We start from the raw sequence: 17,575 nt of genomic DNA on the forward strand, positions 1-17,575 counted from the left end.
GCTCGGTACACTCGGGAGCATGACTGATGCGCCGAGCGGTACCGGACGAAACGGACACCCCACCCCGCCCGCCATGGATCGCCTCACCTGCGTGATCCCGGCCGGCGGGGTGGGGTCGCGTCTGTGGCCCCTCTCGCGTGCGAACGCGCCGAAGTTCCTGCTCGACCTCACCGGCAGCGGTGATTCCCTCCTCCGCGCCACGTGGATGCGTCTCGCGCCTCTGGCACCGGCCGATCGGGTCATGGTCGTGACCGGCTCCGCGCATCGGTCGTCGGTGACCCGCCAGCTGCCCGAGTTGCTGAGCGAGAACCTCGTGACCGAGAGCGAGCCGAAGGACTCGTCGGCGGCCATCGGGCTCGCCGCCGCCCTGCTCGAACTGCGCGACCCGGACGCGATCCTCGGATCCTTCGCCGCGGACCACGTGATCCGCGGCGAGGTCCTCTTCCAACGCGCCGTCAAGACCGCCGTGCAGGCCGCGGATCGCGGGCTGATCGCGACGATCGGCATCCACCCCGGTCACCCGTCGACGGCGTTCGGGTACATCGCTTGCGGCGCGGCCAGGGACGACATCGCCCCGTTCGACGTGCACGACGTCTCGGAGTTCGTCGAGAAGCCGGACGAGGCGACCGCAGCACGCTACCTCGAGAGCGGCAAGTACCTCTGGAACGCCGGCATGTTCATCGCCCGGGCGAGCGTGCTGCTCGATCAGATGGCCGAGTCGCAGCCCGAGATGGTGGCGGCGCTCCGCGAGATCGCCGCGGCTTGGGAGACCGAACGGGGCGCCCAGGTGCGGGAGCGGTTGTGGCCGACGCTACCGAAGATCGCCATCGACTACACCGTCGCCGAGCCCGCGGCCGCCGCGGGCCGCATGGTCTGCATCGCGGCCCACTTCGAGTGGGACGACGTGGGCGACTTCGCCTCGGTGGCGAACCTGCTGACGCGCGGGCGCAGCAGCGATCTGGCCGTGCTGGGCGACGGAGCTCAGGTGCTCTCGGACGCCTCGAGCGGGATCGTCGTCTCGGAGAGCGACCGGCTCGTGGCTCTCGTCGGCGTCGAAGACATGGTCGTCGTCGACACGGCCGACGTCCTGCTCGTGACGTCGAAGAGTCGCGCGCAAGACGTCAAGGGACTCGTCAACCGGATGAAGATCACGGGAGGCGGTCACCTCCTGTGAGCTCTCGGTAGACGCTTCGGAGGAAGACGAGGGGCTCCCGATCCGCGTGGGCGCCGATCCCTGACACGCGCACCAGGAAGATCACGTGGTCGCCCGCCTCGATCTCGCGCTCGATCTCACCGGCCACCCAGCTCGTGACGCCGTGCAGGCGCGGTGCTCCGTTGGTCTCGTCCGGTTCCCAGTCGACGCCCGCCCACTTGTCGGTTCCGGATCGCGCGAACTGCCCGCTCAGGTGCTGCTGTTCGGCGCTGAGCACGTTCACGACCACCCGTCCGTGCTCGCGAACGGCGGCGATGCTCTGCGACGTCCGAGTCGCGGCGAACGACACGAGCGGCGGGTCGAGCGACACGCTCGCGAACGACTGGCAGGTGAACCCCACGGGCCCGTCGGGACCGTGGGTCGCGACAACGGTCACGCCTGATGGGAAGGCACCCATCACATCACGGTACTCGCGCGGATCGAAGACCCCTGAGGGTGCGGCGAGAGCGGACTGCGTGAATCCCATCGTGGCTCCTGTCATGCTGCGTCACAGACCTCGCGGTGTCGCGAGGCACATACATAACCTATGGTCATGTCAGATATTGCGAAACTTGATGACGCCGTATTAACCGTCGGCGTCGCGCTCGATGGTGCGGGCTGGGATCCGAACGCCTGGCGCGATCTCCCCGACCCGGCGGCCGTGTTCACTGCAGCGTACTGGACCGAACTGGTCCGCACCGCAGAGCGCGCGGGCATCGACTACGTCTCCCTCGAGGACGACCTGCACCTGCAGGGCGTCTCGGCCATCAGCGATGGCGCGAGATCGGATGTGCTGCAGGGACGTCTCGACGCCCTGCTCACGCTCACCGCGGTCGCCGCGCGCACCGACCGCATCGGGGTCATTCCGGTCGTGACCGTCACGCACACGGAACCGTTCCACGTCGCCACCGCCCTGCAGACGCTCGATCACGTGAGCCTCGGCCGCGCCGGGTGGCAGCTCCGCATCTCGCCCTCACCCGTCGACGCGGCCGCCTTCGGACGGCGGCCACCCGACACCCTGACCACTGACGTTCTCCTGGGCGAGGCCGAAGACGTAGCCGAAGTCACCCGTGCGCTCTGGGACAGCTGGGAGGACGACGCGGTCATCCGAGACGTCTCCACCGGCAGATTCCTCGACCGCGACCGGGTGCATCACGTCGACTTCGTCGGCGATCAGTTCTCGATCGCCGGCCCGTCGATCGTGCCGCGCTCTCCGCAGGGGCAGCTTCCCGTCACCCTGCTCGCCGAGACCACGGAGACCGAATCGCTCGCGATCCGCGTCGCCGACGTCGTCTTCATCGCACCTTCAGCAGACAGCGACGCCACTCTCGCGCGCGTGCGCGCCGTTCAGGGTGCCGCGCGCGGCGCCGGCCGAGCTGAGCGCGGGCTCGCTCCGCTGCGCGTCGTCGTCGACCTCGAGGTGGACGGCGCGCGCCTCGCCACCCGGGGTCCGGGATCCTTCGCAGATCTCGCCGCTGCGCTGCAGCGCGCGGGCGCCGACGGGATCCGCTTGCGCCCCGCTCGGCTCCCGCGCGATCTCGCGTGGATCGCCGAGGCTCTCCTGCCGGAACTTCGACGCCGCGACCTCGTCGCCGAACCCACGACCGGGTCAGCCGCTCCGGCACCGACGCTGCGCCAGCGCTTCGGGCTCCCCACTGCCCCGAACCGCTATGCCACCGCCCGCACCGCCGACTCCGGCCCATCCGCACTCCGTTCGAGCGACCCCCAGGAGGTCCACGCATGACCGCTCATCCCGGCGCGCAGCGCCAGGTCCACCTCGTCGCCCATTTCCCCGGCGTCAACAGCACGACCGTATGGAGCGACCCCGCGGCGGGGAGCCAGATCGATTTCGCATCGTTCCGGCACTTCGCGCAGACGGCCGAGCGCGGTTTCTTCGACTACATCTTCCTCGCGGAGGGACTGCGCGTGCGCGAGCACGCCGGGCGGATCCACGATCTCGATGTCGCCGGGCGTCCGGCGACACTCGCCATCATCACCGCGATGGCCGCCGTGACGGAGCGCATCGGGGTGGTCGGCACGCTCACCAGCACCTTCAACGAGCCCGTCGAGCTCGCACGGCAGCTCGCGTCGATCGATCACCTCTCGGGCGGCCGCGTCGGCTGGAACGTCGTCACGTCCTCCGACGCCTTCCACGGAGGCAACTTCCGGCGCGGAGGCTTTCTTCCCTACCCCGAACGGTACGAACGGGCCGAGGAGTTCGTGCGGATCGCGAAGCACCTCTGGGATGCGTGGGCGGACGACGCGCTCGTCGCCGACGCGCGACGCGGGCGGTTCGCTGATCCGGCTCGGATCGCACGAGTCGCGCATCGCGGCCCGCACTTCAGCGTCGATACGACGCCGACCGTTCCCCGCAGCCCACAGGGCTACCCCGTGATCGTGCAGGCGGGTGATTCGCCCGCCGGTCGTGACTTCGCTGCGGCGAACGCCGAGGTGATCTTCACGCGGCACAGCACCTTCGAGGAGGGCCTGGCGTTCTCCACGGATGTGCACGCCCGTCTCGCCGCGGCCGGACGCCGCAGCGATTCGCTGCTCATCCTTCCGGGCGCCACCTTCATCGTCGGCGACACCGATGCCGACGCGCTCGAGTTGTCTCGGGAAGTGGCTCACGCGCAGATCAGCCCGCAGACCGCACTGGCCTGGCTCGAGGCGATCTGGGGCCGGGACCTCTCGGACCTCGATCTGGACGGACCGCTGCCGATCGAAGAACCCGCCGAGACGGTGCTGCGACAGGGGCAGACCTCCACCGCGATCGATCGCCGTGCGCACGCGGCACGCCTGCGCGAGCGTGCGGAGGCGCACGGCCTCTCCGCCCGAGAGGTCGTCATCGCCGAGACCGCGCAGCACACCTTCGTCGGCGCTCCCGAGACCGTCGCCGATGAGATCAACCGCTACGTGCAGGGCGGGGCCTCGGATGGCTTCGTGCTCGTCCCGCACCTCGTGCCCGCCGGCCTCGACGCGTTCGTGGACCGGGTCGTGCCGATCCTGCAGGAGCGCGGCGTCTACCGCACCGCGTACGAGACGCCGGCAAACCCGCGACCGACACTCCGCTCCGCCCTCGGACTGCCCGCGCCGCAACCGCCGGCACCGCTGGAGGTGACGGCCGCCTGACGGACGACCGGCGCGTGTCAGCCATCTGAGGGGCCGAGGTCCACACCCATGGTGTGCACCGTCGGCCCCTCGGGAATGCGCGTGACATGGGTCACCTCGAATCCGAACCGCGCGTAGAGCGCGACGTTCCGCTCCGACGACGTCTCGAGCGACACCCGCGGAGACGGCGAAATCCGCACGCGGTCCAACGCCTCCGCGATCAGCGCGGCCCCGACCCCGCGTCCCGCGGAGTCGGGGCGCACCCCGAGCGTCGCGAGATCCCAGGATCCCGGCAGCCGATCGGGCAGGACGACGCCGAACACCGCATCGAGGCGCTCCCCCATGAGTGCGACGACGTCGCTCTGCACATGCGCGGACGGCGCCGGGCAGTCGGGCGGCAGCACGGCGATGACCCCGACGAGGTCGTCGGTCACGAGCACGATCCCGTGTTCGAGCGCGTGCGCGAGATAGACGGCCTGGATCCGCTCGAGCCGCGCCGCGTACTCGTCCTCAGGCAGACTCCACCGCGTCCACGGGTACGCACGGAAGGCTGCAGCGAGCGTCGCCGCGGCCCGCGGGGTGTCCTCGTGGGTCGCAGTTCGGATGCGGGTCTTCACCCCACCAACCTATGAGATTCCCGCGAGCCGTGCACGTCGCCGTCGGCTCAGGGTTTCGGCAGGCCGGGCGGGTTGATGAGCGACTCCGTCACGGCTTCCTCTTCTTCGCCCCAGCGTGCGAGCACCTCGTCGTACACCCCGGTCTCGATCAGATGGTCGATGACGATCGACACCGGTTCGGCCAGACCGTTGCCCTTCGCCGTCGCCACACCGACCTGACCGTCGACGGGGAAGGCGCTGTTGAACTTGCCGACCACCTTCGTCTCGCCGAGCAGCTCCGTCTGGAACGCCGCCTGCGGGTACGGCATGATGAACGCGTCCGCCCGACCCGACTTGAGCGCCAGCAGTCCGGCCGCGCTGTCCTCGTAGTAGACGGGTTCTCCGGGGTCGAGCCCTGCCGCCTCGTTCTCGGCGATCCAGTCGAGCAGGTACTGCTCCTGATTCGTGCCGCTGCCGACGATGACACGCTGACCCGAGATGTCTGCGGCGTCGTCGACCTCGTCGATCTCGCTGTCTGCGGCCACGACGAATCCCATGACGGCGTCGCGGTACGTGGCGAAGTCGAAGATCTCCTTGCGCTCTTCCGTGACCCCCACGTTCGAGAGCACCAGATCGTACTTGCCCGACTCCACCCCCAACGGCCAGTCCGCCCAGGCCACGTTCTGCGGCGCGTACTCCAGGCCGAGTCCTTCCGCGACGAGAGATGCCAGGTCTGGATCGCTCCCGAGCATCGTCCGACTGTCGTCTTCCGCGAAGAACGCGATCGGCGGTTCACCTGCCCCGTTGTGCGCGACGGTAAGCTTGCCGTCCTGCGTCGGTGCGAAGCCGCTCTGTTCGAGCGCTGCCACCGCCTCGGGTACCGGTTCGATGTGCGGCCGTCCGTCGAGGTTCGCCGTCGAGAGGTCGAACGGAGAGTCTCCCGCGGCGGTAGTCGCGGACGTGTCCGAGCTCGTCGTGGCTGAGCCGCATCCGCTGATCACGAGCGAGAGCGCGCCGAGACCGGCGCCGAACATCGCCCATCGACTGAGTCGTCGCGGGAGACGAGCAGGGGTGTGCTGGGGGTGTGACATGGGAATCCTCCGGTCAGTGGGTGGGCAGCGGGCGGCCCCCGCCCGGCGTCGGACGGGGGCCGCCCGGTTCGGGGTTCGGTCTAGTCCTCGCGCGGCAGGCCGGGCGGATTGACGAGCGCCTCGTCGACGCCCTCGTCCTCGAGCTCCCAGCGTTCGAGGACCTTCGCGTAGTCACCGCTCTCGATCGCGTGGTTCAGCACGATGGACACCGGATCGACGAGTCCGTTGTCCTTCGCGGTGGTGACACCGATCTGGGCGTTCTCGGGGAACCCGCCGTTCAGCGAGCCGACGATCTTCGACTCGCCGGTCGTCGCGACGCGGTAGGCCGCCGTCGGATTCGGACCGAACGTCGCGTCGATCCGGCCGGAGGCGAGCGCCAGGTTCGCCGCGGCATTATCCTCGAAGTACACCGGCTCGCCCGGTTCGAGACCGTTCTGCTCGTTCTCCGCGAACCAGTCGAGCAGGATCTTCTCCTGGTTGGTGCCGCTGCCCACCGCGACCTTCAGCCCGGCGACGTCCTCGGGACCATCGATCTCGGTGATCTCGCTGTCGGCCTGCACCGCGAACGCGATGACGTCGTTGCGATGCACCGCGAAATCGAAGAGGTCCTTCCGCTCCTCGGTCACCGTGACGTTCGAGACGACGGCGTCGTACTTGCCCGACTCGACGCCGAGCGGCCAGTCGGCCCAGGCCACGTTCTCGGGGGCGTACTCGAGTCCGAGTCCGTCTGCCACGAGTTGCGCAATGTCAGGCTCGACGCCGAGAAGCGTGCGGTTGTCATCCTCGGCGAGGAAACCGAGCGGAGGTTCGTACGCCGAGTGCGCAACGGTGAGCTTGCCGTCCTGCACCGGCGCGAAGCCGCTCTCCTCGAGCGCCTCCACGGCTTCCGGTACCGGGTCGATGCGCACGCGGTCGTCCACGTTCGCCGAGGTGAGGTCGAACGGTGATTCGGACGCCGCGGTGTCCGCCCCGTCGTCAGGGGTGGCGCTCGATGCCGAGCTGCACGCGGTCAGGCCGACGAACGCGAGTGCGGCGAGCGAGGCGACGACGAACCGCGTGGTGCGCGGTCCGTGGCTGCGGGTGGAGGGGTGCATGGTGCTGCTGTCCTGTCTGTGATGGGGGGCGAGTCAGATGACCCAGTCGAGAAACTCTTGAGTGCGCGCGTGTTCGGGCGCGCGCAGCACGCGGTCGGGCGGCCCGTGTTCGATGATCCGACCGGCATCGAGGAAGACGACGTGGTCGGAGACCTCGGCTGCGAAGCCGACTTCGTGCGTGACGATGATGAGCGTGCGCCCGCTGTGCGCGAGATCCTTGATGACGCTCAGCACTTCGCCGACGAGCTCGGGGTCGAGGGCCGATGTCGGTTCGTCGAACAGGAGGACGTCTGGCTCGAGCGCGAGCGCCCGGGCGATCGCGACGCGCTGCTGCTGTCCACCGGAGAGCTGGCGGGGGTAGTGACCTTCCCGGTCCGACAGACCGACGCGCTTCAGCAGCGCCCGGCCCTGGGCTTCGGCTTCTGCTTTCGTCGCGCGTTTCAGCGCCAGTGGGGCCTCGATGATGTTCTCCAGAGCCGTCAGGTGCGGGAAGAGGTTGAAGTTCTGGAACACCATGCCGACCCGAGTCCGCCGCGCGAGCACGTCCTTTTCACGCAGCTCGTAGAGGCGCTCACCGCGTCGCTCGTACCCGATGTGGTCGCCGTCGATCGTGATCGACCCGGTGTCGACGGTTTCGAGGTGGTTGATGGCGCGCAGCAACGTGGACTTTCCGGAGCCCGATCGCCCGAGCAGTGCGACCACCTCGCCCGGCTGCACCGTGAGCGAGATGTCGTGCAGCACGTCGTGAGCACCGTAGGACTTGTGGACGCCGACGATCTCGACCAGTCCCGCGGTCTGCTCGGTGGTGCGCGGCGTCGACGTCTCGGGTGTGTGGGGAGGTGCGGTGATGGTCATGGAATTCTCCTCGGACGGGATGGCGAGTGGCGGGCCGGGCTCAGCGCTGCTCGGCGTTGATCGCGGCGATGACGGACTCTGGCGTCTGGGCGGGCGGCGGGGTCTGACGTCCGCCGCGCAGCCGACCGATCGATCGGCGCACGCGCTGCAGCGGCGTGGGAGGCAGCTCGCGGGCGGTGCCGCGGGCGTAGTACCGCTCGAGGTAGTACTGCCCGATGCTCAGAATCGTGGTGAAGATCGTGTACCAGACGGCGGCGACGAGCAGCAGCGGGATCACCTGGCTGTTGCGGTTGTAGATCACCTGGACGGTGTAGAAGAGCTCGGGCAGCGCCACGATGAAGGCGACGGACGTGCCCTTCAGCAGTCCGATGACCTCGTTGAAGGCGTTCGGCAGGATCGCCCGCGCCGCCTGCGGCAGCACGATGCGGAAGAATCGTCGACCACGCGGAATCCCCAGCGCCTTCGCCGCTTCGAGCTGCCCCTGATCGACGGAGAGGAGCCCGCCGCGAATGATCTCGGCGGAGTATGCGGCCTGGTGCAGCGAGAGGCCGAGGATGGCCGCGACCGTCGAGGAGATCAGACGAACGGGATCGAACTCGACGATCCAGAAGTCGTAGGTGAAGGGCCATCCGAGGCCGAGCGTCGGAAAGAGGTAGCCGAGGTTGTACCAGATCACCAACTGCACGATCAGGGGCACGGACCGGAAGAACCAGGTGAAGCTCCACGCGAACGAGCTGAGCAGGGGTGAACCGGAGAGGCGTGCGAGCGCGAGGAGGGCCCCGAGTACGAACCCGATGACGGCCGACGCCCCGGTGAGCCAGAGCGTGAGCCACAGACCGCGCAGCACCGCGGGGTCGAAGAAGTACTCGGCAAAGATGTTCCAGCGCCACTGCTCGTTCGTGAAGAACGTCCAGATCAACTGAGCGACCAAGAAGATCGCGATCGCACTGAGGATCCAGCGCGTCCAGTGCTTCAGCGGGACGACATCCAGCGGCACGCCGCGGCTGTTCCCGGCGGTCTCAGGGGTGTGCTCGAGCGCCGGAGCATTGGGTGTGGTTATGGGAGACATACGGAGAGGTTATTTGCTTCCCTGGCGACCTCCGCAACGTGCCGTGAAAGAAAACGTAACCCGACAACCCGGCCCGACCGCGTCATTCTTCGTCACGAGGATCACTCCCGCGGGCGACATATCCATAATCTAGTGGCATGTCAGCCATCACTCCAGGTTACCTCGCGTCCCCGGATCCGACTCCGTCCGGCTCGGTGCGGACGGTGGCGGCGCCCGCCGCTCAGTTCCGCATCGTCGACCCCCGCGATCCGATCGCCGCACCGCTCCTCGCGGACCTCGAGCGCGAGTACGACACCCGATACGGCGTGGTCGGCGGGGACTCCGCCTCGACCGAGATGAATCGCTACCCCGCCGAACGCTTCCTGACACCGGAGGGCGCATTCATCGTACTCGTGCATGACGACTCGGTCGTCGCCGGGGGCGCGTTCATGCGGTTCGACGCCCGCACGGCGGAGTTCAAGCGCATCTGGACGCGCACCGACCACCGCGGTCGCGGCCTCGGAAAGCGCGTGCTCACCGAACTCGAGCGACGAGCCGCAGAGCTCGGATACGCCGAGATCTTCCTGACGACCGGCCCGCGGCAGCCCGAAGCCGTCGCACTCTACCGCGGGACCGGGTACACGCACCTGCACACGCCCGAAGACGATGCGCAGCGCGGCACCCGCGGCTTCGGCGTGCACGGGTTCCGCAAAACGCTCGGCGGGAACGCACCGTGACACGCATCGTGAGCATCGGCGCCGGACCCGCGGCGGTCATGCTGCTCGAACGGTTCATCGCGCACCACACCCGCGACGCCCCGGACCGGAAGTTCGAGTACCACCTGGTCGACCCGTACGAGCCCGGTGGAGGCCGTATCTGGCGGCGCACCCAATCCCCGCTGCTCAAGCTCAACTCGATGCGCGAAGACGTCACCATGTACACCGACGACTCCTCCATCATCGATGGCCCCGTGGTGCCGGGCCCGACGCTCGCGGAGTGGGTCAGCGCCGTCAGAGCCGGCGAGATCGCGCGACCCGACTGGAGCGACGCGATCCTGGACGCCGAGATCGACGACCCCGACGATCGCGCGTTCCCGACCCGGCGGCTCGGGAACGCCTACCTCACCTGGGTCTATCGCGATGCGCTGCGCCGCGCGCGTCCCGAGGTCGCCGTGCAGTGGCACGAGGACCTCGCGGTCGCCGTCGAGCCGAGCACCATCGATGAAACCTTCACCGTCCGGCTCGCTTCAGGAGCGACCCTGCACGCGGATATCGTCGTGCACGCTCTGGGCCACAACGGCTCCGCGCCGTCCCCCGAGTCGGTGCATCTCGCGGACTTCGCCGCGCGCCACGACCTCTCGTACGTCGCCCCCGCCTTCACCGCCGACGTCGATCTCGACTGGGTTCCGGCGGAGGAACCGGTGATCGTCCGCGGCATGGGCCTCGCCGCGGTCGACCTGACCGTCCTCCTGACGGAGGGCCGCGGCGGTCGGTTCGTCGAGCAGGGCGATGGGTCGCTCCGGTACCTGCCGAGCGGGCGAGAGCCCCAATTGCACCTCGGCTCGCGGCGCGGCGTGCCCTATCGCTCGAAGATCACGAGCCGTACCGTCGGCGATCCGGTCGCACTCGAGTATCTCGACCATGCCGGGCGCGACCGACTGCTGCGCTCCCCGCACCCCGTCGATTTCACCCGCGACGTCTGGCCGCTCATCGCGAACGAGATGCTCACGGGCTATTACCGCGAACTCTTCACGGGTCACCCGGACCGCGTCGCGGCCGACTGGGAGTGGTTCGCACCCCGGCTGCGCCGCATTCTCGACGAGCCGGACGGCCATCGCTCGCACGAACTCGCCGCGCTCACCCGCATCGCGGTCCCCGCCATCGACGACCGTCTCGACCTCGAGGCCTTCGATCGCCCCCTGACCGTGCCGGGTCCCGGGCACTCCGCCCATGCACGCGTGCAGGCGCACATCGCACAGGATCTGCGACAGCGCACACGATCCGAGCACAGCGCGACGCAGGCACTGTTCCTCACACTCCTCAGATGCCACATGGCGGTGAGCGACATCCCTCTCGATCGCTGGAACGAGCACAGCCGGGTGCACACGCTGCCCCGCGCGTGGCACACCTACTTCAGCTACGTAGCCAGTGGTCCGCCAGGCGACCGCCTCCGCGAACTCCTCGCGCTCTCCGAAGCGGGCATCGTGCACTTCCTCGGTGGGGACGTTCGGCTCGAGTCCGCCGAGGATCTCCGTCGCTTCATCGCTACGGGCACTGCGCTCACCGATGCCGGTCCGCGGTCCACGCGCGTCCGCGCGCGAGCCCTCATCGACGCCTGGCTGCCTGCCGCGCAGGCGACCGGCAGCGACAACCCGCTCATCCGGCAGCTCCTCGCGACCGAGCAGATCCGCGAGCTGCCGGGCAGCGGCACCGTCATGGTCGAGCGTGGACGGATCGCCGGGGCGGATCGTCAGTTCGCCGTCGGACCGTTCACGTCCGAGATCCAGGCCGGCGCGTTCACGCGTCCGGGGATCAACGCCCTGCCCCTCAGGCGTGCGGATGGTCTCGCTCGTGAGCTGCTGCACGCGACATCGATGATCGAGTCAGCCGTGAACCTGACCGCACCATCGGCGACGCTCGGCGACCGCTGACCGCACGCCGACCCCGAGACACGGGCGCACGCACCTCGCCGGTGTCCGGCGACCGTGGAATAGCGGCCGTCACCGACCATCCGCGACCGGCGGGACCCGCGGAGAGGCTGCCCCCGCTCGGCGTCAACAGGTCGGAGAGCCGACGAAGGCCGGTGCCGCCTGCGGGGAAGTCGTGCGGAGCGACCGCTGGTGTCGCGATCACCGGCGCGCCAGCACTGCTCCAAATGGTGATGACGTCGCGATCCGCGTTCTCGGACACGGAGATGCGCACCTCACCCCCGCCGCGTCCGCCGTGCTTGAGGATGTTGGTGATGCTCTCCGTCACCACGTGCTCGAACACCGCGCTTGATGCGTGCGGCATCGAGGATGCGGCTGGAGCGGTGCAGTCGACGCGGTACCCCAGCAGCTCCAGATCGTCCACGAGCGCTCCGATCCGTTCGCGCAGGCCCCCGTCGGTCTGCACCGCGTCGATCGTCGCACGCAAGCTGCCGAGCGCCCGCGAGGCCGAGCGAGCGATAGCGCGCCGTGCCTCCGCGACCTCGATCGGGTCCGTGGCGACGGCGAGCGCCTGAGCGTGCACCATCACCACGGACATGTCGTGCGCCGCGAAGTCGTGGAGTTCGTCCGCCATGCGTGCACGTTCCCCGAGGATCGCAGCATCGACGACTGCTCGGGTGTGTGCGCGGACCGCCACAATGCCCCACCCTCCAGCAGCCGACAGCGCGAGGAGCGTCAGCACCGCGGACAACGGTCGCGGGCCACCGCCGATGATGGCGAACATCGGCACGGTGAGCACGGCGGTCACGGCCACGGTGCTCACGAAGACGCGTGACACCGCTGGTCAGTCCTGCTGAGCCCGCTTGCGGCGCAGCATCAGCAGCGATCCTCCGGCGAGCGCGGCGATCACTCCGGCCGCTCCGAGTGCGAGCGGAACGCCCGCTCCGGTGCCCGCGAGATCCTGCTGGCGCGCGTTCGATGTTCCGGCGGGTTGCTCATCACTCGGAACCGCGCCGTCGTCAGTCGGCTCTTCGGGCTCCGTGGGTTCGGGCTCGGGCTCGGGAGGGGCCGTCGGCTCCGGTTCGGGATCCGTCGGTTCCGGGTCGGGCGGGTCGGTCGGTTCCGGTTCAGGGGTGACCGCCTGCGCGAAGAGATAGGCAGATCCGGTTTCGGTCGACCCGACGAGCAGCCTCCCGCTGTCCGCACGCAACCCCTGCCCGAAGGCGTGCGACCCGAACATCTGATCTTGTGTCGCGTCCGAGGCGCTGTAGGTGCGCACCGGGGCGACGTACTGCCGTCCGTTCGCGTCACCCGTTCCCGACAGGGTGAGCGAGTCGAGATCGTACGCGTGGACTTCACCGGCATACACGGGATCATGCTCGGCGTACGCGTACAGCGTCGACCCGTCGACGGCCGTGCTGTTGCCGAAGCTCATCGACGTAGCCGGAGGCGTGAGCTTCCCGCCGAGCTGGTTCAATGCGGCGTCGAAGACGTACACCGCCCCTTGCGTCGTCTCCCCGCGCTCCACGGCGGCCGGCGTGCACCCTTCCGCGGCCGAATCGGCAGTGTAATTGACCTCGCTCGGCGAACCGACTACCAGTCGCTCGTCGAAGAACGAGAGCGAAAGACCGAATGCCGGGCCACCTCCGACGTTCGAGATGCAGACCTTCTGGTCCTCCTTCGGCATGCTCCGAAAACGGGGCTCCGTTCCGCTCGCAAGATCCCAGAGATACAGCCCGCCGACGTTGGCTTGGCTCACTCCCAGGTGGTCTTCGCGATTCTGCACGGCACTGACCGCGAGTCGGTCGCCCTGCAGCGCGACCGACTGACCTGTGACGCTCTTGCTGATCACCTGTTCGGGAATGCGGGGGGTCCATCGTGGTTCGCCTGAACCGTCCCAATCGACGGTGAAGACGAACCCGGCGTGCGGTTTGCCGTCGACGGTTGCATTGGGCACCCCCACGGCAAGTCGCCCATCCGCGAAGTCGAGCGCCTCCGCGAAATTACGATCCGCACTCCCGTAGTTCGAGACGCGCTTCGGTTTCGGCGGCGCCTCGAGGGTCCGTTGCAAGGACCAGTCGTTCGCGCCCGACCGCTCATACACGTAGATGCTCTGCGCGTGCGGAGCGCTGACGAATGCGTGACGCGCGTCATCGTCGAAAACGATGGCCTCGCCGAATTGTGTCCCCGATGCCGGCGCGGAGACGGTCTGCGTCTCCCAGCTGCCGGATTCCGTACGGTGCGCGAAGTCCACCGCGGTTCCCACGGTGTTCGTCACCGCCGCATAGTCGCCGACGAGGTCGATGCCACGGCCGCCGCTGCGTTCGACACCGCTGCCGAACTTCTGGATCTCTTGCAATTCGGGTGGTGCCGCGGCGGCGCCCGCGACGAATGGGGCACTCAATACGATCACCGCACCAAGGGACAAGCTGAGGGCAGCACGAACGGGGTTCACCATGAACGATTCTCCGTCTCACGAAGTGACAATCCCCGACGTTTCATGCTAACTCATTTCACATTCCCGTGCCACTCAAGATTGGCCACAAGTGTCGATACATGCAGCTGGCGCCATGGTCTCCCCGTTAGCCTCGGAACAGCGATCGGCACCCGCCTTTGGCTCCCCGAAGAAAGGCGCCGATCATGACGACTGCGATACCCGCACACGCTCCGCCGGCATCGACGGGCTTCCGCCCGACTCGGGCACGAGCGACCGACTTCCCGCCGGTCGCCAAAGCGTTCACCCGCGTATCTCAGGAGGTGCGACGCGCCGGCCTGTTCGACCGGACGCCCGTCTTCTACCTGCTCGTCGCCGCAGGTATCGCCCTCGCCTTCGGGGGCGCCGTCACCGGGTTCGTCCTGCTCGGAAGCTCCTGGTTCCAGCTTCTGATCGCCGCCGCGCTCGGCATCATCTTCACGCAGCTCGCCTTCCTCGCGCACGAGGCCGCTCACCGACAGATCCTGTCAACGGGACCGGCGAACGACCGGCTCGCGCGGGTGCTCACCGCTCTCGTGGGCATGAGCTACTCCTGGTGGGATTCGAAGCACAGCCGCCACCATGCCAACCCGAACCGGGTCGGCAAGGATCCCGATATCGAGGTGGACACCATCTCCTTCATCGAGGAGGACGCGGTCGAGGCACGCGGTCTGCGCGGCGCCATCACGCGCCGACAGGGGTGGTTCTTCTTCCCCCTCCTCACCCTCGAAGGCCTGAATCTGCACTTCCACAGCGCGCGGCACCTGGCGAGCCGCGGACCGGTGAAGGGCCGTTGGATCGAGATCGCGATGATCGCCGCGCGGTTCACCGTGCTCCTCCTCCCCGTCTTCCTCTTCCTCCCGCTCGGCATGGCGTTCGCGTTCATCGGAGTGCAGCTCGCGGTCTTCGGCGTCTACATGGGGGCCTCGTTCGCGCCGAACCACAAGGGCATGCCGGTCGTGGCGGCAGACGCTCGGCTCGACTTCTTCACGAAGCAGGTGCGCACCTCCCGCAACATCCGCGGTGGCTGGTGGGCGACCTGGCTCATGGGCGGCCTGAACTATCAGGTCGAGCACCACTTGTTCCCGAACATGGCGCGACCGAACCTCGCGCGGGCTCGGCGCATCGTGCGCGAGTTCTGCCGCGAGCACGACGTGCCCTACACCGAAACGTCGCTGTGGCGGTCGTACGGCATCGTGGTGGAGTATCTCAACCGTGTCGGCCTGGCCGCGCGCGACCCGTTCGACTGCCCCATCACGGCGCAGTACCGTCGCGCGTAGCCTCGGTCGTTCCTGTCAACCCGCCAGGCGAACCCCGCGTCACCCCCGACCATCCAGTAGATTCGGAAGGGTGTCGTCGGATCGACCGACCGACCACGAGCGGAGGGAGACACTATGTCAGACGAACGCGAGAAGCGAGAGTCCGCGGAACCGCACGCGGCCACCGAGTTCGATGCCGGGAACGGGCAGGGCACGGTCTCGGGTCCGCCCGAGGGCGACGTGCAGCGTCGTCCCATCATGGACGGATCGACGCAGTCCCCTGCTGAAGAGCACGACGTCGACAACCCCCGCCGCGGCATGGAGGACCCTGGCCTGGTGCGCGACACCGAGTCGGGCGAAAAGACGCCGACCCCCGACGAGGACTAACCTCACCGGGGGCCAATGCTCGAGGACCGCGACCGCGGGCGCCGATTCCGAACGGGATCAGTGCCCGCGGTCGATCCATTCCTGCACGTGCGGCGCCTCATCGGCGACCGTGGTCTGGGCGCCATGACCGGGATAGACCACCGTTTCGCCCGGCAGCGTCAGCAGCGACTTCGAGATGGAGTCGACGATGGTCGGGAAGTCGCTGTAAGAGCGTCCCGTCGCCCCGGGTCCGCCCTGGAACAGCGTGTCTCCGGTGAACACCGCGCCGAGCGCCGGCGCGTAGACACTCACCGAACCGGGCGAGTGACCCGGCGTGTGCAGCACCGTCAGCGGGGTGCCGGCCACGACGAACTCCGCCTGATCCGCGAGCTCGAAGTCGGGCAGCGTCTCGTGCACGGCCTCCCACAGCATGTGGTCGGCCGGGTGGAGGTAGAGGTGCGCATCCAGCTTGCGCGCCGTTTCGACGGCCGAGCGGATGTGGTCGTCGTGACCGTGCGTCAGCAGGATCCCGAGCACGTTGCGCTCCCCCACCGCCGTCACGACGGCGTCGGCATCGTGCGCCGGATCGATGACGAGCACCTCGTCATCGTTGCCGACGAGCCAGATGTTGTTGTCGACCTCCCAGGTGCCGCCGTCCAACGAGAACGTGCCGTGGGTCTCGAGGTGCTCGATCCGGGCGTCGCTCATGCGTCCGCTCCCTTCAGCTCGACGACGGAGCGGAGGATCGTGCCCTCTCCCATCTTGGCGAAGGCGGCCTCGACGTCGCCGAGACCGACCCGCTCGGATACGAACCCGTCGAGGTCGAGCCGTCCGAGCTTGTACTGATCGATCAGCATGGCGAAGTCGCGACTCGGCAGGCAGTCCCCGTACCACGACGACTTCAGCGAACCGCCGCGACCGAAGACGTCGAGCAGCGGGAGCTCGAGTGTCATTTCGGGGGTCGGCACACCCACGAGCACCACTCGTCCGGCGAGGTCGCGTGCGTAGAACGCCTGCCGGTACGTCTCCGGTCGGCCCACGGCGTCGATCACGACGTCCGCGCCGTTCCCGTCGGTGAGCTCCCGGATCGCCTCGATCGGGTCGTTCTCGCGCGAGTTCACGGTGTGCGTGGCTCCGAAGCGCTTCGCCTGCTCGAGTTTCGCGTCATCGATGTCGACCGCGATGATCGTCGTGGCTCCGGCGAGCTGCGCACCGGCGATGGCCGCTGTTCCGACGCCGCCGCACCCGATGACCGCGACGGACTCGCCACGCCGCACCTCGCCCGTGTTGATCGCCGCGCCGATACCGGCCATCACACCGCACCCGAGCAGCCCGACCGCTGCTGCGTCGGATTCCTCGTCGATCTTGGTGCACTGACCGGACGCGACGAGCGTCTTCTCGATGAACGCGCCGATGCCGAGCGCGGGCGACAGCTCCGTGCCGTCCTCGAGCGTCATCTTCTGCTGGGCATTGTGCGTCGCGAAGCAGTACTGGGGCTGTCCCTTCGCGCACGCACGGCACTCGCCGCAGACCGCTCGCCAGTTCAAGATGACGCGATCACCGACCTCGACCTCGGTGACGCCTGCACCGATCGCGGCGACGCGTCCCGTGGCTTCGTGGCCCAGCAGGAACGGGAACTCGTCATTGATGCCGCCCTGCTGATAGTGCAGGTCGGTGTGGCACACGCCACAGCTGATGATGTCGACCACGGCCTCGCCCGGGCCCGGATCCGGCACCAGCACCGTCTCGATCGTGACCGGCGCGTTCTTCTCGCGCGCCACCACTCCCTGCACTCGATAGACCATCGATGCCCACCTTTCGTCGGCTGCTCTGCTCGTTTCTCTCA

At 68.5% G+C, this 17,575-nt stretch carries 17 protein-coding genes; 7 read left to right on the forward strand and 10 right to left on the reverse strand.

The annotated features are described in order from the left end of the window. The first annotated feature begins 19 nt into the window (after positions 1 to 19). Positions 20 to 1,174, forward strand: coding sequence for a mannose-1-phosphate guanylyltransferase (locus J4H85_RS12655; protein WP_208240145.1), 1,155 nt, complete (start codon positions 20 to 22; stop codon positions 1,172 to 1,174). Here the strand turns inward: J4H85_RS12655 and J4H85_RS12660 are convergent. Then, on the reverse strand, positions 1,149 to 1,679 hold the full coding sequence (locus J4H85_RS12660) for a flavin reductase family protein (protein ID WP_243893631.1): 531 nt from the start codon (positions 1,677 to 1,679) through the stop codon (positions 1,149 to 1,151). The genes J4H85_RS12655 and J4H85_RS12660 overlap by 26 nt on opposite strands. A gap of 66 nt (positions 1,680 to 1,745) precedes the next feature. On the opposite strand from J4H85_RS12660, the gene J4H85_RS12665 reads away from it, so the two are divergent. Together J4H85_RS12665 and J4H85_RS12670 are read left to right on the forward strand one after the other, a co-directional pair. After that, on the forward strand, positions 1,746 to 2,936 hold the full coding sequence (locus tag J4H85_RS12665; protein WP_208240147.1) for an LLM class flavin-dependent oxidoreductase: 1,191 nt from the start codon (positions 1,746 to 1,748) through the stop codon (positions 2,934 to 2,936). Then, positions 2,933 to 4,321 carry an NtaA/DmoA family FMN-dependent monooxygenase gene (locus J4H85_RS12670; protein ID WP_208240148.1) on the forward strand — a complete coding sequence of 463 codons (1,389 nt, stop codon included), beginning with the start codon at positions 2,933 to 2,935 and terminating at the stop codon, positions 4,319 to 4,321. Before J4H85_RS12665 ends, J4H85_RS12670 begins: the two co-directional genes overlap by 4 nt. Positions 4,322 to 4,338: 17 nt before the next feature. On the opposite strand, the gene J4H85_RS12675 is transcribed toward J4H85_RS12670, so the two are convergent. The 5 genes from J4H85_RS12675 to J4H85_RS12695 all read right to left on the reverse strand — a co-directional run bounded on the left by J4H85_RS12675 (position 4,339) and on the right by J4H85_RS12695 (position 9,005). Next, positions 4,339 to 4,917 (reverse strand): GNAT family N-acetyltransferase, encoded by a 579-nt coding sequence (locus J4H85_RS12675; RefSeq protein ID WP_208240149.1) that lies wholly within the window; start codon positions 4,915 to 4,917, stop codon positions 4,339 to 4,341. A 47-nt stretch (positions 4,918 to 4,964) separates the two neighbouring features. Continuing rightward, complete coding sequence (locus J4H85_RS12680; RefSeq protein WP_208240152.1) at positions 4,965 to 5,987, reverse strand: ABC transporter substrate-binding protein; 1,023 nt, start codon at positions 5,985 to 5,987, stop codon at positions 4,965 to 4,967. 80 nt (positions 5,988 to 6,067) lie between these two features. Further along, positions 6,068 to 7,081 carry an ABC transporter substrate-binding protein gene (locus tag J4H85_RS12685; protein ID WP_208240154.1) on the reverse strand — a complete coding sequence of 338 codons (1,014 nt, stop codon included), beginning with the start codon at positions 7,079 to 7,081 and terminating at the stop codon, positions 6,068 to 6,070. 33 nt (positions 7,082 to 7,114) lie between these two features. Continuing rightward, positions 7,115 to 7,936 (reverse strand): amino acid ABC transporter ATP-binding protein, encoded by an 822-nt coding sequence (locus J4H85_RS12690; RefSeq protein ID WP_279592041.1) that lies wholly within the window; start codon positions 7,934 to 7,936, stop codon positions 7,115 to 7,117. A gap of 40 nt (positions 7,937 to 7,976) precedes the next feature. Further along, a complete protein-coding gene (locus J4H85_RS12695) occupies positions 7,977 to 9,005 on the reverse strand; it encodes an amino acid ABC transporter permease (protein ID WP_208240156.1) in 1,029 nt (342 codons plus the stop codon). Between the two features lie 137 nt (positions 9,006 to 9,142). Between J4H85_RS12695 and J4H85_RS12700 the strand changes: the two genes are divergently transcribed. Continuing rightward, a complete protein-coding gene (locus J4H85_RS12700; protein WP_208240158.1) occupies positions 9,143 to 9,721 on the forward strand; it encodes a GNAT family N-acetyltransferase in 579 nt (192 codons plus the stop codon). Continuing rightward, positions 9,718 to 11,634: an FAD/NAD(P)-binding protein gene (locus tag J4H85_RS12705; RefSeq protein ID WP_208240160.1), complete on the forward strand. Its 1,917-nt coding sequence runs from the start codon at positions 9,718 to 9,720 to the stop codon at positions 11,632 to 11,634. The genes J4H85_RS12700 and J4H85_RS12705 overlap by 4 nt, the downstream gene beginning before the upstream one ends. Here J4H85_RS12705 and J4H85_RS12710 read toward each other — a convergent pair. Both J4H85_RS12710 and J4H85_RS12715 read right to left on the reverse strand, forming a co-directional pair. Further along, entirely contained in the window at positions 11,531 to 12,469 is a 939-nt protein-coding gene (locus J4H85_RS12710; protein ID WP_208240161.1) for a sensor histidine kinase, read from the reverse strand. The two genes, J4H85_RS12705 and J4H85_RS12710, sit on opposite strands and share 104 nt — an antisense overlap. A gap of 6 nt (positions 12,470 to 12,475) precedes the next feature. After that, positions 12,476 to 14,035, reverse strand: a complete 1,560-nt coding sequence (locus J4H85_RS12715) for a hypothetical protein (protein WP_208240162.1) — start codon at positions 14,033 to 14,035, stop codon at positions 12,476 to 12,478. Positions 14,036 to 14,271: 236 nt separating this feature from the next. On the opposite strand from J4H85_RS12715, the gene J4H85_RS12720 reads away from it, so the two are divergent. Both J4H85_RS12720 and J4H85_RS12725 read left to right on the forward strand, forming a co-directional pair. Further along, entirely contained in the window at positions 14,272 to 15,384 is a 1,113-nt protein-coding gene (locus J4H85_RS12720; RefSeq protein ID WP_208240163.1) for a fatty acid desaturase family protein, read from the forward strand. Between the two features lie 114 nt (positions 15,385 to 15,498). Next, positions 15,499 to 15,750: a hypothetical protein gene (locus J4H85_RS12725; protein WP_208240164.1), complete on the forward strand. Its 252-nt coding sequence runs from the start codon at positions 15,499 to 15,501 to the stop codon at positions 15,748 to 15,750. A 57-nt stretch (positions 15,751 to 15,807) separates the two neighbouring features. On the opposite strand, the gene J4H85_RS12730 is transcribed toward J4H85_RS12725, so the two are convergent. Continuing rightward, the gene (locus J4H85_RS12730) at positions 15,808 to 16,437 is read right to left on the reverse strand and encodes an MBL fold metallo-hydrolase (RefSeq protein ID WP_208240165.1); all 630 of its coding nucleotides are present in this window, start codon (positions 16,435 to 16,437) and stop codon (positions 15,808 to 15,810) included. Then, positions 16,434 to 17,534 carry an S-(hydroxymethyl)mycothiol dehydrogenase gene (locus tag J4H85_RS12735; RefSeq protein ID WP_208240166.1) on the reverse strand — a complete coding sequence of 367 codons (1,101 nt, stop codon included), beginning with the start codon at positions 17,532 to 17,534 and terminating at the stop codon, positions 16,434 to 16,436. The genes J4H85_RS12730 and J4H85_RS12735 overlap by 4 nt, the downstream gene beginning before the upstream one ends. Positions 17,535 to 17,575 lie beyond the last annotated feature (41 nt).

The organism is Leucobacter tardus, assembly GCF_017583045.1.
Classification (GTDB): Bacteria; Actinomycetota; Actinomycetes; order Actinomycetales; family Microbacteriaceae; genus Leucobacter; species Leucobacter tardus.

What these genes read in the sequence shown, in the direction of transcription:
- J4H85_RS12690 (WP_279592041.1), bottom strand. Translation starts at nt 7,936, where the DNA reads ATGACCATCACCGCACCTCCCCACACACCCGAGACGTCGACGCCGCGC.
- J4H85_RS12695 (WP_208240156.1), bottom strand. Translation starts at nt 9,005, where the DNA reads ATGTCTCCCATAACCACACCCAATGCTCCGGCGCTCGAGCACACCCCT.
- J4H85_RS12665 (WP_208240147.1), top strand. Translation starts at nt 1,746, where the DNA reads ATGTCAGATATTGCGAAACTTGATGACGCCGTATTAACCGTCGGCGTC.
- J4H85_RS12730 (WP_208240165.1), bottom strand. Translation starts at nt 16,437, where the DNA reads ATGAGCGACGCCCGGATCGAGCACCTCGAGACCCACGGCACGTTCTCG.
- J4H85_RS12670 (WP_208240148.1), top strand. Translation starts at nt 2,933, where the DNA reads ATGACCGCTCATCCCGGCGCGCAGCGCCAGGTCCACCTCGTCGCCCAT.
- J4H85_RS12725 (WP_208240164.1), top strand. Translation starts at nt 15,499, where the DNA reads ATGTCAGACGAACGCGAGAAGCGAGAGTCCGCGGAACCGCACGCGGCC.
- J4H85_RS12700 (WP_208240158.1), top strand. Translation starts at nt 9,143, where the DNA reads ATGTCAGCCATCACTCCAGGTTACCTCGCGTCCCCGGATCCGACTCCG.
- J4H85_RS12655 (WP_208240145.1), top strand. Translation starts at nt 20, where the DNA reads ATGACTGATGCGCCGAGCGGTACCGGACGAAACGGACACCCCACCCCG.
- J4H85_RS12720 (WP_208240163.1), top strand. Translation starts at nt 14,272, where the DNA reads ATGACGACTGCGATACCCGCACACGCTCCGCCGGCATCGACGGGCTTC.
- J4H85_RS12735 (WP_208240166.1), bottom strand. Translation starts at nt 17,534, where the DNA reads ATGGTCTATCGAGTGCAGGGAGTGGTGGCGCGCGAGAAGAACGCGCCG.
- J4H85_RS12680 (WP_208240152.1), bottom strand. Translation starts at nt 5,987, where the DNA reads ATGTCACACCCCCAGCACACCCCTGCTCGTCTCCCGCGACGACTCAGT.
- J4H85_RS12685 (WP_208240154.1), bottom strand. Translation starts at nt 7,081, where the DNA reads ATGCACCCCTCCACCCGCAGCCACGGACCGCGCACCACGCGGTTCGTC.
- J4H85_RS12660 (WP_243893631.1), bottom strand. Translation starts at nt 1,679, where the DNA reads ATGGGATTCACGCAGTCCGCTCTCGCCGCACCCTCAGGGGTCTTCGAT.